Below are 12,174 nucleotides of genomic sequence, written 5' to 3'. Positions count from 1 at the left end.
TCGGCATGTCTCTACGCCCACGGGAAACTGCAAGCCAATGAGACCAGCGACTCGCTGAACATGGCCTCGGTACGCTGCAAGGTCCTCGCCGAACACATCGGCGTCGCGACGGAACAACGCGTCAATCTCTTGATGTACACGTTCGACCGGTAATTGACTTATATCCAAGTTAACGCCTCTCAGTCTTCAAACCGAACGAATCAGACTCAAAAGCCTTGTACAACTTACTTTTAACCGCCTCAGTTCAAGGCCGGGACCGTTGTGCGATGAATCCGGCCATCCGTCTGATGGCCTCGTCAGCCTCGGGCATTTGTCCGGCGGACATGTGCCAGACATGCCAGAGGCCCGGCGAGACATCGAGTTTGGTTTCCACGCCCGCAGCATCGGCAGCCGCAGCCAGGTCCACCGCGTCGCTGTAGAGAATTTCGGCGTCTGTCACCTGAATCAGCGTTGGAGGCAGACCGCTTAGATCGGCGAACTGCGGGGACGCGAGCGGGTCGCCGGGGTTCTCGCCCGCCAGGTAGGCCTGGCCTGCATCTGTCAACGACTTCACCGTCAGTAGAGCATCGGTTGACTCGTTGGTGGCGACGCTGATTCCGGATAGTGACAGGTCGCTCCATGGTGATAGGCAAATCAGCGCGGAAGGCATCGGAAGACCTGCATCGCGCGCCTGGATAGCGCACGCGAGCACGAGTCCGGCGCCCGCGGAATCCCCCGCCAGAACGATCTTTTCGGCAGGAGTGCCGTCGGCGAGAAGAGCTTTGTAAACAGTCAGAGCATCATGCGGTGCGGCCGGGAACGGGTGTTCGGGAGCCAACCGATAGTCCACGACCGCGACCTCGGCACGGCACTCTTTGGCAAGCTTGGCGGTCAGGTTGCGGTGGGTGAGCGGCGAGCCCACCACGTAACCGCCACCATGGAAATAGATAATCAGATACTCGCGGAAGCCTTTCCGGGAACGTACCCACTCAACCGGCACGCCGTCCAAATCCTGGTGTGTCACGTGCGTGCCGGGCCGTCTGGCGAGCACGTTGAATCGCGCGACGCGGTTGAGTTGTGCGCGTTTGGTGGCCGGTGCAGCCTCGGAGGTCAGGATAGGACGCAGCAGCTTGCCCGTTACCCACCGAGAAGCGCTAGCACGCAATGAGATAGGCGGAATGTTCTCCCGATTCCGAAGTAGTGCTACCCCGAAGACGAGGAGCCACAGCGGAAGGATGATCACCGCGACAGCTTCCACCAACTTCATCGCTTCGAGGGCCCCGAAGCCGACGGTCACAAAGTACGCCGCGTACAACAGCCCCGCCGTCACGAGTAACCACCAGGACTTGAATCCAGAACCACGCAGCTGCGATCCGGTAAACAAGGCCCAGATCGCCATGGCCGGCCCCTCGAACCACCACAGACCGCGCTGCGTCGCGTACACGATTGCGAGCCAAGCACTTTCCGCTCCGGCTCGCACGGCGGCGTCGGGGGAATCATGAGCCGCCATCAGCGGGTCGATCGTGGCGAACTGGATCACGGCACCAGCAATGCCCAGTAGGGCATAAATCACGATGGCGAGCACTGCCATGTCTGCCCGCGCCTGCCCCCGTGACCGAAACCGCGACCACAGGTATCCCCCGACGACCACGAAGGAGAAATAGAAGCCGAGGCTGTCAGCCAGCATGCCTGCCCGGAACCACTGCGCCGAACTCTGCGACATGTTCAGCGCTTCGCGTGGATCGAACAGAAGCTCGGTACCGCCGGTGGTGATTCCCACGGCGACGACGGTGAACCATGCCAGCACTGCCGCGACGATCGCCGACCACCCAGTCAGCCGTCGGCCGGCGTTCGAACCGGGATCGTCATGGACTGAACGCGGAGGCGCAAGTTGCTGAGCCGGGATCAGCGGAGGTCCGGCACGAAAAGTGTCATGCACAATCTCATCCTCGACGGCGATGCAGCCGGTAGCCACGACACACTTATGTCAATTCGCGCCAACCTGCACCATGGCGTGAATTGCAATAGACGTGACGTAGACGCCACGGCGTCCCGGGCTCACGATGGATGCATGGCTCCTTCTCCTCGTCAGGTCAAGCTGGTGGTGTACGACGGGTTCCAGATGCTGGACCTGGCCGGACCAGCCGATGTCTTCAGTGCCGCCGCGGTTCTCAGCGGCAAGCCCCTGTACGACGTCGAGGTGGTCGCCACCCAAGCCGGACCTGTTCGAGCCTTGAACGGCTTGCAAGTCAACGCGTCTCGTATCGACGATCTCGATGCCGATATCGACACCTTGGTGGTCACCGGGGGGCTGTCATTCGACCACGCAGTAAAGGACCCAGCGTTAGTGGGAGAGATACAGCGTGTCGCGCGACGCTCCCGGCGCGTGGCAGGGGTGTGCGCGGGCGCGTTTCTGCTCGCGGAGGCCGATCTATTGAACGGGCGGACAGTCACCACACATTGGGCGGGGGGTGCCTTGCTCGCCGAGCGATACCCCGAGGCCAGCGTGGCCCCGGACCGCATCTACGTCCAGGACGGTCCGATCTGGACCTCCGCTGGGGTGACCGCCGGCATTGATCTTGCGATCGCGTTGATCAGCGCCGATCACGGCCCCGACCTCGCGCGCGAGGTATCGCGTTGGTTGGTCGTCTATCTGCACAGGCCCGGCGGTCAGAGTCAGTTCAGCGCACCGGTCGCGTCGTTGCCGCCGCGCAAGGAACCGCTGCGGGCGCTACAGATATGGATCGAGGAAAACCTCGCCTCGGACCTCTCGCTGGACGCTCTCGCCAAACAATCGCAGATGAGTACCCGCAACTTCTCGCGTGTCTTCGCCTCAGAGGTCGGTGTGACACCCGCTCGCTATGTCGAGACCGCACGCGTCGCCGCCGCACGTCGACTGCTGGAGACCACTGACTACCCGCTGGATCGGGTGGGTCTCGCGGTGGGAATGCCAAGGCCCGAAACCCTTTACCGCGCATTTCAACGCTCGCTCGGAGTGGCCCCGGGGGAGTATCGCGAACGTTTCGCACGCCCTCGCCCGGCACATGAACTGCCATTGCAACCCACCGGCACATAGCCAATCGTCCGCATACCGACCACACAAAGTTAGGGAATTACAGCATGATTCACCGCCTGCCGCAGGATGCTCCCTGGGAAGTCGATTATGGATACACCAAGGCAGTTGTCGCCGGGCCGTGGGTTCTGGTCTCAGGCCATGTGTCCCTCGAACAAGAGGATTCGGTGGGGCAGGCCCGCGCCGCATTCCGCGATGTGTTGGCCACGGCCAAGCGTGTAGGGGCGCAACCATCCGACGTGGTTCGCGTCCGGATCTTCTATACGGAGACCGATGACGCCGACGCCATCTCGCGGGCCTTCAAAGAAGTCTTCGGTGGGGACCACCCACCGGCAGCCACGATGGTGCGCGTGGCCAGTCTGATGCTGCCGCAACTGAAGATCGAAATCGACCTCGACGCCTACCTAGACAACACGCGCTGACGCAATCACTCCGCCGTTTCGATCCCGAAAGAGAACTCTCATGCAGATCGCTTTTGTCACCTACCCAGGCATGACCGCGCTAGACATGGTCGGGCCCTACGAAGTGCTCCGGATTCTGCCAGATGCCGAGTTACGTTTCGTATGGCACGAACCCGGGCCCATCGCCACCGACTCCGGCGTGCTTTTTATGGGTGCGACGCACTCGTTCGCCGAGACGCCCGCACCCGACATCGTCCTGGTCCCCGGCTCCGGCACATCGACGATGTCCACCGCCAGAGACGAGAAGTTGTTGGCGTGGCTGCGGGCAGTCCACGAGAACACCACCCACACAGTCTCGGTGTGCAGCGGGTCGGTAATCCTGGCTGCCGCAGGGCTTCTGGAAGGTAGAAGGGCTACCTCGCACTGGCGGGCCCTTGACCTTCTCGCCCCCTTCCGCGCTCGGCCGGATTCTCACGAGCGCATCGTGAAGGACGGCAAGATCATCACCGCTGCCGGTGTTTCCGCCGGAATCGACTTGGGGCTGTCCGTGGCCGCCGAGGTCGCCGGGGTCGCGCATGCCGAGGCAACTCAGCTCGCCATCGAGTACGACCCGCAGCCCCCATTCGACTCTGGACACATGAGCAAGGCGACGCTGATAACCAAGACACGGGCCCATGCGTTGATGGCTAAACACGGAATGTTCAAGCCCTCCGAGATGGCTGTCGGCACCCGGCTGCTGTGGGACGCCGCGCTGTCCCGGCTGCGTCAACCCAAACGCAGAGCGCTAAGGCATCGCGACGGCGCGGTCGCTGAATGGGTTTAGTGGCATAGGCACCCAGATCCTGAACTTGACGTTTGAGTGATTCGGTGTTGCAACGGCACCCATCCGGACAGTCCGCTAGAGCGTCATCAGCCCCGACAGCTCCCGGGCCCCCCGGGTCAACGTCGTGATCAGTACTTCTCGCTCCGCGCGGGTCGCACTGGGCAGCAGCGGCCCCAGCTGAAGTTCGTAGGCGGCATCGGCACCCACGAAGATGGGCGCCGCTAGATAGCTGATCGGCAGCACATCGTCGGATACCAGCTCGTCGCGCGAGTACAGACGCGAGGTGAGCCGGGACAACTGTCGCAACAGCCGTTCGCGGAGCGCCGCCTCCATCACCTCCGAGCCCACCGAACCGAGCAGATCCGAGAGCAGATCAACCATCCCGGTGTCGTCATGGTCGGGGCGGTAGATCACGTATCCGCAGTCGGAAACCTGCCGCAGAAGCCGCTGGCCGGAACGCGCGCTCAAGCCGCGGGCGGTGCCGAGCCACTGCGCGCGTTCTTCCGATGAACGCCAGGGCATCACGGCCGAACCCGCGGGAAAGGCCAGCGGTATCGTCTGCCCGACCGCGAATCCGGTGACAGCCCTGTGTCCCGCTTGCGCCTTGGCGACGATCGTCAATGTCTTCGGACTGATTCGGCTGATGGTCGCCCCCGCCTGTGCTGCCCCGGCGATTCGGCCCAGCACGTCCTGAACCTCGCGGGGCATGGTCGCCTCAACCGCACGTGGCATCGCCGGCCCAACCCGATAACGAAGCTCACCATCGCGCGTCAACCATCCCGCCGATTCCAGCTCGTTCACCACGGCGGTGGCGGTGGCACGGGGAATACCTGTACTTGCGGCGATCTCGCTCAGCGATTTGGGTTGTGTTGCAGTAGCGAGCATTTCCACGATTCTTATGACGCGTACGGTCGGCGGTGAAATGGTCGGCATAGGTTCCCTCCCTCTTGCGCGTTGCAGTGCCCAGGTCTACAGTGCATCGACTATTCGCCCCAAGGTAGTCGAATATTCGACACGGAGGTAGACATGATTCTGGACCGCTTTAGGCTCGACGGCAACGTCGCGATCGTTACCGGCGCGGGTCGTGGACTGGGCGCGGCGATCGCGGAGGCCTTCGCGCAGGCGGGTGCCGATGTGCTGATCGCCTCGCGTACCGAATCCCAACTGCACGAGGTCGCCGCGAAGGTGGCTGCTGCGGGACGCCAGGCCGAGGTCGTCGTGGCCGATCTGTCCGATACCGAAGCATCCGCCTCCCTGGCACAGAAGGCCGTCGACCGGTTCGGGCGACTCGACATCGTAGTCAACAATGTGGGCGGCACCATGCCGAAACCCTTCTTGGACACTACTAACGACGACCTCGCCGAGGCCTTCTCGTTCAACGTTCTCAACGGTCACGCACTGTTACGTACCGCGGTGCCGCACCTACTCAAGTCTGATAACGCTTCGGTCATCAACATCACGTCCACCATGGGCCGGCTTCCGGGCCGCGCCTTCCTCGGATACTGCACCGCCAAGGGTGCGCTTGCGCACTACACCCGCACGGCTGCAATGGATTTGAGTCCGAGAATCCGCGTCAACGGCATCGCCCCCGGCTCTATACTCACCTCTGCACTGGAGGTCGTGGCGGGCAACGACGAAGTGCGCGGGACCCTCGAAAAGAACACGCCACTGCACCGGCTGGGCGATCCGGCCGATATCGCGGCGGCCGCAATCTATCTCGCATCGCCAGCCGGCAGCTTTCTCACCGGCAAGGTCCTCGAAGTCGATGGCGGCCTCATCGCACCCAATCTCGACATTCCCCTACCCGACCTCGCCTGACTACTTCCAGAAGGAACCTGATATGACGAAGACACGTGTAGCCGTCTGGGGCACAGGAAATGTCGGCCAGCATGCGCTCGCCGGGGTAATCACCGACCCGACCATGGAGCTCGTCGGCGTATGGGTGTCCGGAGCCAACAAGGCCGGAAAAGACGCCGGTGAGCTGGCCGGGCTCGCCACCACCACCGGTGTCGCCGCGACCACCGATGCCACCGAGATCTTGGCACTCAAGCCCGACTGCGTGGTGTACACCGCTATGACCGACAACCGCCTGATGGAGGCGATCGAGGACTTGCGCTCGATCCTGGCAGCCGGTATCAACGTCGCTGCCAGCGCGCCGGTGTTTCTGCAGTATCCGTGGGGCGTCCTGCCGGATAACATGCTGGAACCCATCGAAGCCGCAGCACGGGAAGGCAACTCGTCGATCTTTGTCGGTGGTATCGATCCTGGTTTTGCCAACGACCTGCTGCCGCTGGCGCTCATGGGTACCTGCCAGCACGTCGATCAGGTGCGCTGTATCGAGATCGTCGACTACGCGACGTACGACAGCGCAACGGTGATGTTCGACGTCATGGGCTTTGGTAGGCCGATGGACGAGACCCCCCTCCTGCTGCAGCCGGGAGTACTGTCGCTGGCCTGGGGTTCGGTGGTGAGGCAGCTCGCGGCCGGTCTGGGCATCGAATTGGACGAGGTCACCGAGAAGTACGAAAAGCTATCCGCACCTGAGGATTTCGATATCTCATCGGGACATATCCCTGCGGGCACCATGGCCGCGCTGCACTTCGAGGTTCGTGGGATGAAGGGCGGCAAGGTGGTGACGGTCCTTGAGCACTTCACCCGCCTGCGCGAGGATCTAGCGCCGGACTGGCCACAGCCCGCACACGAGGGTGGCACCTATCGTGTCGAGATCACCGGGGAGCCCAGCTACATACTGGATTTGGGATCGTTCAGCGCACACGGTGATCACAACTACGCCAATCTGATCGCGACGGCGATGCGCGTGGTCAACGCGGTACCCGCCGTCGTCGCAGCCGATGCGGGTATCCGCACTACTTTGGACCTACCGCTGATCACGGGAAAGGGGCGCGCGCGATAGCGTCCGGGCAATGCTCCCGGCGTGAATCCAGTTGCCCAGCCACACCGGCATCGCGAGCGCACCGCCAACCAATCCAAGCGGCCCGGGGAGCAGTGAAACGATTTGCAATGCGCACCACGCTAAACCCGTTGCACGCCAGATATTTCGATTGATATCGCTAATGGTCGGCGATGCCGCAAGGCTTCCGGCGATGTCGTTGACGATGAAGAAGTCTTCAACGAAGTTGAAGGGCAGGGCGAACATCAACCACACCGACCGAGGAGACCGCGTGCGCCCCCATTCGGGTAGGCGCACGAGAATGCGCTGCAGGGTAAGGCAATAGAGGGCCACCAGGCCGAAGAACGTCACGATGGTGGTCACCGCTGCCACTGGGCCGGTTGCGGTGATTTCCCCGAGAATTCCCGATCCCCACCGCGGCGCCCATAGCGGCTGCAGCAGCAGTGCTACCACCGGGATGGTGAGCACCACGGTCCATGCACGCATCAGCAGACCCTACTGGCGGCTCTTGCGTGGTGGAGGATTACGGCGCGGTGCCGGCGGGGACGTACAGCCTGATGAGCTCTGCCAGCCGCTCACCGACGTCGTCGAGCGTCTCCGTCGACTGCGCGGCGATCGACATGATGACGGCGCCTTCGATCGCCGCGATCATGGTCCGGGCCAGCGAGCGTGCCGCCTCGGCAGCCACGTGATAGCGCGTAAGCCGCTCGGTGAGAATGGCCTGCCAATCCTCGAATGCATCCGCCGCCACCGCCGAGGCCTCGGGCGCCTCGGTGCGTCCCAGCACGGCGGCGACGATCGGGCACCCCGCCTGCATCTCGGTTTCGCCGAGTTGCGCCTTCCACAGTTCGATGAACAACTGAATGCCGTGTGCCGGATCGATATCGTCACCGGCCGCCTTGATGATGGCCGTCAGCTCTTGTCCCGCGAGGCGGGTCGCCTCGGCGACCAGTTCCTGCTTACCGCCGGGAAAGTTGAGGTAGATGGTTCTCCGTGACACACCGCTGTCTTCCAGCAGTGCGTTGAGACCGGTTCCCGCGACGCCCCGGCGCCGCACCAGACCCGTCACGCTAGCGATCAACGTGTCACGTGCCGACATCCTGCCCGCCTCCCAACTTGTCAGGTGTTAACTATACCGCTCAGTCTACCGAGTCGCCGCCGGGCCCGGGCATTTATCGGAACATTGCGGTAAACCAATCGGTGTACTACCGTCGGCCGAGTGGCAGACCTACACGATCCTCTTCCACTGGCCTCGGGCCAGGTACTGCGCAATCGACTGATGAAGTCGGCCCTCAGCGAGGGCCTCGGCGACACCTCTCAGGGACCCGACCACCGGCTCGTCGAGTTGTACCGCCGCTGGGGCACCGGCGGGTTCGGCCTCGTCGTCACCGGCAATGTGATGGTTGACCGCAGCCACCTGGGTGAGCCAGGAAATGTGGTCATCGAGGACGACCGGCATCTCGATGGCCTGTCGCGTTGGGCTAAGGCAACCAAGGATGGCGGCGGCCTGATCTGGATGCAGGTGAACCACCCAGGGCGGCAAGCCAACCCGCTCGCCACGGCGTCCCAGCCGGTGGCACCGTCCGCGATCAAGATGAACGTCCCCGGATGGCAAGCGCCACGTGAACTCACCGATGACGAGATCGAGAACATCATCGACCGGTACGCGACCACGGCGTCGATCGCCGATGCGGCCGGGTTCGACGGTGTTCAGATCCACGGCGCACACGGCTATCTGGTGGCACAGTTCCTGTCGCCACGTACCAATCGGCGCACCGACCGGTGGGGAGGCGACCCGGAACATCGGATGCGTTTCGTTCTCGAGGTTGTCCGCCGCGCGCGGGCGGCGGTGAGCCCCGGCTTCTCGGTCGCCATCAAGCTCAACTCCGCGGACTTCCAGCGTGGAGGCTTCACCGAGGAAGAGTCGCGGGCAGTCATCGCGGCACTCGCCTCCGAAGAGGTCGACCTCATCGAAATCAGCGGTGGTACTTACGAATCACCGGCGATGGAGGGCAGGCCGCTGGTGACATCGGCGTCGACCCAGGCCCGCGAGGCCTACTTCCTCGAGTACGCCCGCACCGCCCGCGAGGCGGCCGGTGACGTCCCGATCGCCGTAACAGGAGGTTTCCGCACGGAAGCCGCCATGTCCGACGCCATCCGATCGGGCGATTGCGATGTCGTGGGGCTCGGACGCCCGACAACTGTCAATCCCGAGTCCGCCGACAGCCTGCTGACGGCGCGTAAGGACAAGCTGACCGTTCCGGATGCTTCACTGCCCCTACCTGGCTGGCTGGCATCGACCGGCAGGGCGAAGTCTTTCCTGAGCGCACTGGAACTCCAGTGGCATAACACCCAACTGCACCGCCTGGGCGCGGGGACCGACCCGGACCCCACCATCGGCCCGTGGATCACGGCACTTCGACTCCTCAAGAACAACGGGGTCGACGCCTTTCGGAGAAGGAGAAGTTCATGACGGACAAGACACTGCGCAAGTTCCGCAGAGAGCGCGCCGTGGGCCGTTACCTGCTCAACCCTGCCGTCTCGGCCCTGACGAAGCTTGGTCTGCGCACAGCGCTCGCCTCGGAGCTGGAAACCACCGGACGCAAGACCGGCCAGCTACGGCGGGTCCCGGTCTCGGTCCAATTCGACGCGACAGGCGCGTGGGTGATCAGCCAGCACGGCACCCGCTCGGGCTGGGGCAGCAATATTGCCGCGAATCCCAATGTCCGCCTGAAGCAGGGAAACCGGTGGCGTACCGGAACCGCCCAGTTCCGGCCCGATGACGATGTCGTCGCGCGGGGCCGCAAGTTCGGGGCCGTCGGCGCGCGGGTGGTCAAGGCACTGGAGACCACCCCCATATCGGTGCGCATCGATTTCACCGACTGAGGACAAGGAATACGCGATATGCCTCTCTACCAGTGCATAACACGCGCGGAGAGCCTCACCGACGAGGTGCGGCAGACCATCGCCCAGGAATTCACACGTATTCACTGCGAAATCACCGGCGCTCCGGCGGTATTCGTCCACGTGGTCTTCAATGAATACCAACCAGGCCACCACTATCTGGCGGGAAAACCGGAAAGCGACACCACCTTCATCGCAGGCACTATCCGTTCAGGGCGTTCCCTGGAACAACGTCAACAACTGCTCCGTGAACTCTCGTCCGCCTGGCACGAGCTGACGGGCCAGCCGGAGGAGGAACTCGTCCTGAGCATTTCCGAACAGGACGCCTCCGCAGTCATGGAAGCCGGACTCATTTTCCCCGAGGCAGGCGCCGAGGCCGCCTGGTTTGAGCAGAACCGAGAGAAGCTGGGCTTCCTTCTCAACCAGTAGGCCCAAACCCTCTCAATGGCACACTTGCGCACTTTTGTGCCATTGAGTTAGCGTGGTGCTCATGGTTGATCAGAGCGCCATCACCCGTCCCGTCAGCCTCGACGAGGGGCTCCGGGAAGCAATCCCCATGCCCGTAGAAGACCCTGCGGACGACTCCGTGGAAACCCCGCGGCTGGGCGCCGACTCCCTGGTGTGGAAGTTCTACGGGGATGTCCGTGGCGTACTCGGCTTTCAGCGGCTCGCCGGCACCGAGAACTGCATCGAACAGCTGGGTAAGGCGGTCGAGGACCATTCGGTGATCTTCACCGACACCCTTGGCCGCGCACGCCGCTCCGGGCCGCCCATCATGAAGACCATCTACTCGGCGGACCCACAGAAATGGGGGCGGATGGTGCGTGATTTCCACAAGCCGATCACCGGAACCATCAGCGACGGATCGCGTTACCACGCACTCAATCCCGAGCTCTTCTATTGGGCGCATGCGACTTTCGTCGATCAGGTCTTGTACATCACCGACACATTCATCCGGCGTCTCTCCTACGCCGAGAAGGTGCGGATCTTCGAGGAGAGCAAGGTCTGGTACAGCCTCTACGGGGTCAGTGCACGCAATCAGCCGCAGACGTACGACGAGTTCGTCACCTACATGGAGGGCATGTTCGACCGGTTCGTGCCGACAAAGACGATCCTCTACGCGACGGGTTACATCCGCCAGGGCGTGCCCGGGCCCAAGCAGATTCCCAAGCCGCTGTGGCGTCTGCTGTCGGCGCCACTGAACGCCTTCATCCGGACGGTCGTCGTCGGAACGCTCCCGCCGCAGATGAAGCAGGTCTGCCGACTGGAGTGGAGCGACAAGAAGGAACGCAACTTCCAGCGCTTCGCCACGGTCATGCGCGCATTGAACCCGTTGTTCAACAGGCTGCCGGTGCGGGCGCTGTACCTGCCGTGGGCGTCCGAGGGCTGGAATCGTGAAGGAGTCGACCCCCGCCCGCTATACAACCGGGCGGCATGACCACACTCGTGGGGGTGACCAGCGCCCCACCCACCGATGCCGTACTCGATGCCGCCCGCATTGAGTTCGAGCGGCACGGTATGCGCCGCGCCAACATGGACGCCATCGCACGTCGCGCCGGGGTGAGCCGCCGCACCCTCTACCGTCGCTTCCCCACTAAGGAAGCGCTGTTCGAGCACCTCATCGAGGCAGAGAGTCTGGGCATCTTCGGCCAGCTCGCCGTCGCCGCCAACGGCCAGGATGCCCAGGGCGCCATCGTCGAGTGCTTCACGCTGGCCATGCGGCTCATCACGGAAAGCCGGCTAGCGGGCACCATCATCGAGAACGAACCCGAACTCGTCATCGGCCTCAACACGCCTTCTGGCGAGAAGGCCATTGTGCGAGCCAGCGCGCTGGTGGCGTCCAGCCTGCGGCACAGCGGCGCCACAATGCCCGATGACGCGGTGCTGGCGGTGTCGGAAATCCTTGTGCGACTGGTTGGTTCCCTGCTCACCAACCGCGCCGGCGTACTCGATATCACCGATACCGTGGCGGTACGGCGGTACGCACAAACCTATCTAGCTCGATTGGTCTGGTAGTACTGCTCGTTCAGAAACCGACCTTGAGTCGGCATCTGACTAAACTGCCTGCATGGCGACACGGCGG

At 63.3% G+C, this 12,174-nt stretch carries 14 protein-coding genes; 10 read left to right on the top strand and 4 right to left on the bottom strand.

The annotated features are described in order from the left end of the window. Positions 1 to 244: 244 nt before the first annotated feature. Complete coding sequence (locus AOT83_RS07600; protein ID WP_057965572.1) at positions 245 to 1,954, bottom strand: alpha/beta hydrolase fold domain-containing protein; 1,710 nt, start codon at positions 1,952 to 1,954, stop codon at positions 245 to 247. Positions 1,955 to 2,050: 96 nt separating this feature from the next. Between AOT83_RS07600 and AOT83_RS07595 the strand changes: the two genes are divergently transcribed. From AOT83_RS07595 to AOT83_RS07585, 3 genes are read left to right on the top strand one after another with little or no spacing between them, the layout of a single operon-like run. Further along, positions 2,051 to 3,055, top strand: coding sequence for a GlxA family transcriptional regulator (locus tag AOT83_RS07595; protein WP_057965573.1), 1,005 nt, complete (start codon positions 2,051 to 2,053; stop codon positions 3,053 to 3,055). A 44-nt stretch (positions 3,056 to 3,099) separates the two neighbouring features. After that, positions 3,100 to 3,474 (top strand): Rid family hydrolase, encoded by a 375-nt coding sequence (locus AOT83_RS07590; protein ID WP_030097471.1) that lies wholly within the window; start codon positions 3,100 to 3,102, stop codon positions 3,472 to 3,474. Between the two features lie 40 nt (positions 3,475 to 3,514). Beyond that, positions 3,515 to 4,276 (top strand): DJ-1/PfpI family protein, encoded by a 762-nt coding sequence (locus AOT83_RS07585; protein ID WP_057965574.1) that lies wholly within the window; start codon positions 3,515 to 3,517, stop codon positions 4,274 to 4,276. 75 nt (positions 4,277 to 4,351) lie between these two features. Here AOT83_RS07585 and AOT83_RS07580 read toward each other — a convergent pair whose 3' ends face one another. Beyond that, positions 4,352 to 5,209: a helix-turn-helix domain-containing protein gene (locus AOT83_RS07580; protein WP_030097473.1), complete on the bottom strand. Its 858-nt coding sequence runs from the start codon at positions 5,207 to 5,209 to the stop codon at positions 4,352 to 4,354. A 93-nt stretch (positions 5,210 to 5,302) separates the two neighbouring features. Here AOT83_RS07580 and AOT83_RS07575 point away from each other — a divergent pair, with 93 nt between their 5' ends. Continuing rightward, complete coding sequence (locus AOT83_RS07575; RefSeq protein WP_030097474.1) at positions 5,303 to 6,094, top strand: SDR family oxidoreductase; 792 nt, start codon at positions 5,303 to 5,305, stop codon at positions 6,092 to 6,094. A gap of 22 nt (positions 6,095 to 6,116) precedes the next feature. Then, positions 6,117 to 7,190, top strand: coding sequence for a diacylglycerol kinase (locus AOT83_RS07570; protein WP_057965575.1), 1,074 nt, complete (start codon positions 6,117 to 6,119; stop codon positions 7,188 to 7,190). On the opposite strand, the gene AOT83_RS07565 is transcribed toward AOT83_RS07570, so the two are convergent. Beyond that, a complete protein-coding gene (locus tag AOT83_RS07565; RefSeq protein ID WP_057965576.1) occupies positions 7,155 to 7,673 on the bottom strand; it encodes a hypothetical protein in 519 nt (172 codons plus the stop codon). The two genes, AOT83_RS07570 and AOT83_RS07565, sit on opposite strands and share 36 nt — an antisense overlap. Positions 7,674 to 7,710: 37 nt before the next feature. Then, the gene (locus AOT83_RS07560; RefSeq protein WP_030097477.1) at positions 7,711 to 8,286 is read right to left on the bottom strand and encodes a TetR/AcrR family transcriptional regulator; all 576 of its coding nucleotides are present in this window, start codon (positions 8,284 to 8,286) and stop codon (positions 7,711 to 7,713) included. Between the two features lie 120 nt (positions 8,287 to 8,406). Between AOT83_RS07560 and AOT83_RS07555 the strand changes: the two genes are divergently transcribed. The 5 genes from AOT83_RS07555 to AOT83_RS07535 all read left to right on the top strand — a co-directional run bounded on the left by AOT83_RS07555 (position 8,407) and on the right by AOT83_RS07535 (position 12,107). Continuing rightward, on the top strand, positions 8,407 to 9,660 hold the full coding sequence (locus AOT83_RS07555) for an NADH:flavin oxidoreductase/NADH oxidase family protein (protein ID WP_057965577.1): 1,254 nt from the start codon (positions 8,407 to 8,409) through the stop codon (positions 9,658 to 9,660). Continuing rightward, the gene (locus AOT83_RS07550; RefSeq protein WP_057965578.1) at positions 9,657 to 10,073 is read left to right on the top strand and encodes a nitroreductase family deazaflavin-dependent oxidoreductase; all 417 of its coding nucleotides are present in this window, start codon (positions 9,657 to 9,659) and stop codon (positions 10,071 to 10,073) included. The genes AOT83_RS07555 and AOT83_RS07550 overlap by 4 nt, the downstream gene beginning before the upstream one ends. An 18-nt stretch (positions 10,074 to 10,091) precedes the next feature. After that, the gene (locus AOT83_RS07545; RefSeq protein ID WP_030097480.1) at positions 10,092 to 10,520 is read left to right on the top strand and encodes a tautomerase family protein; all 429 of its coding nucleotides are present in this window, start codon (positions 10,092 to 10,094) and stop codon (positions 10,518 to 10,520) included. A gap of 61 nt (positions 10,521 to 10,581) precedes the next feature. Then, complete coding sequence (locus AOT83_RS07540; protein WP_030097481.1) at positions 10,582 to 11,529, top strand: oxygenase MpaB family protein; 948 nt, start codon at positions 10,582 to 10,584, stop codon at positions 11,527 to 11,529. Next, positions 11,526 to 12,107 (top strand): helix-turn-helix domain-containing protein, encoded by a 582-nt coding sequence (locus tag AOT83_RS07535; RefSeq protein ID WP_030097482.1) that lies wholly within the window; start codon positions 11,526 to 11,528, stop codon positions 12,105 to 12,107. Before AOT83_RS07540 ends, AOT83_RS07535 begins: the two co-directional genes overlap by 4 nt. Positions 12,108 to 12,174: the final 67 nt, after the last annotated feature.

This window comes from Mycobacteroides sp. H001, from assembly GCF_001440005.1.
GTDB lineage: Bacteria > Actinomycetota > Actinomycetes > Mycobacteriales > Mycobacteriaceae > Mycobacterium > Mycobacterium gwanakae.
The sequence above is the reverse complement of the archived record's forward strand: the minus strand, read 5'-3'. Positions and strand labels throughout refer to the sequence as shown.

What these genes read in the sequence shown, in the direction of transcription:
- AOT83_RS07595 (WP_057965573.1), top strand. Translation starts at nt 2,051, where the DNA reads ATGGCTCCTTCTCCTCGTCAGGTCAAGCTGGTGGTGTACGACGGGTTC.
- AOT83_RS07590 (WP_030097471.1), top strand. Translation starts at nt 3,100, where the DNA reads ATGATTCACCGCCTGCCGCAGGATGCTCCCTGGGAAGTCGATTATGGA.
- AOT83_RS07585 (WP_057965574.1), top strand. Translation starts at nt 3,515, where the DNA reads ATGCAGATCGCTTTTGTCACCTACCCAGGCATGACCGCGCTAGACATG.
- AOT83_RS07580 (WP_030097473.1), bottom strand. Translation starts at nt 5,209, where the DNA reads ATGCCGACCATTTCACCGCCGACCGTACGCGTCATAAGAATCGTGGAA.
- AOT83_RS07575 (WP_030097474.1), top strand. Translation starts at nt 5,303, where the DNA reads ATGATTCTGGACCGCTTTAGGCTCGACGGCAACGTCGCGATCGTTACC.
- AOT83_RS07570 (WP_057965575.1), top strand. Translation starts at nt 6,117, where the DNA reads ATGACGAAGACACGTGTAGCCGTCTGGGGCACAGGAAATGTCGGCCAG.
- AOT83_RS07565 (WP_057965576.1), bottom strand. Translation starts at nt 7,673, where the DNA reads ATGCGTGCATGGACCGTGGTGCTCACCATCCCGGTGGTAGCACTGCTG.
- AOT83_RS07560 (WP_030097477.1), bottom strand. Translation starts at nt 8,286, where the DNA reads ATGTCGGCACGTGACACGTTGATCGCTAGCGTGACGGGTCTGGTGCGG.
- AOT83_RS07550 (WP_057965578.1), top strand. Translation starts at nt 9,657, where the DNA reads ATGACGGACAAGACACTGCGCAAGTTCCGCAGAGAGCGCGCCGTGGGC.
- AOT83_RS07545 (WP_030097480.1), top strand. Translation starts at nt 10,092, where the DNA reads ATGCCTCTCTACCAGTGCATAACACGCGCGGAGAGCCTCACCGACGAG.
- AOT83_RS07540 (WP_030097481.1), top strand. Translation starts at nt 10,582, where the DNA reads ATGGTTGATCAGAGCGCCATCACCCGTCCCGTCAGCCTCGACGAGGGG.
- AOT83_RS07535 (WP_030097482.1), top strand. Translation starts at nt 11,526, where the DNA reads ATGACCACACTCGTGGGGGTGACCAGCGCCCCACCCACCGATGCCGTA.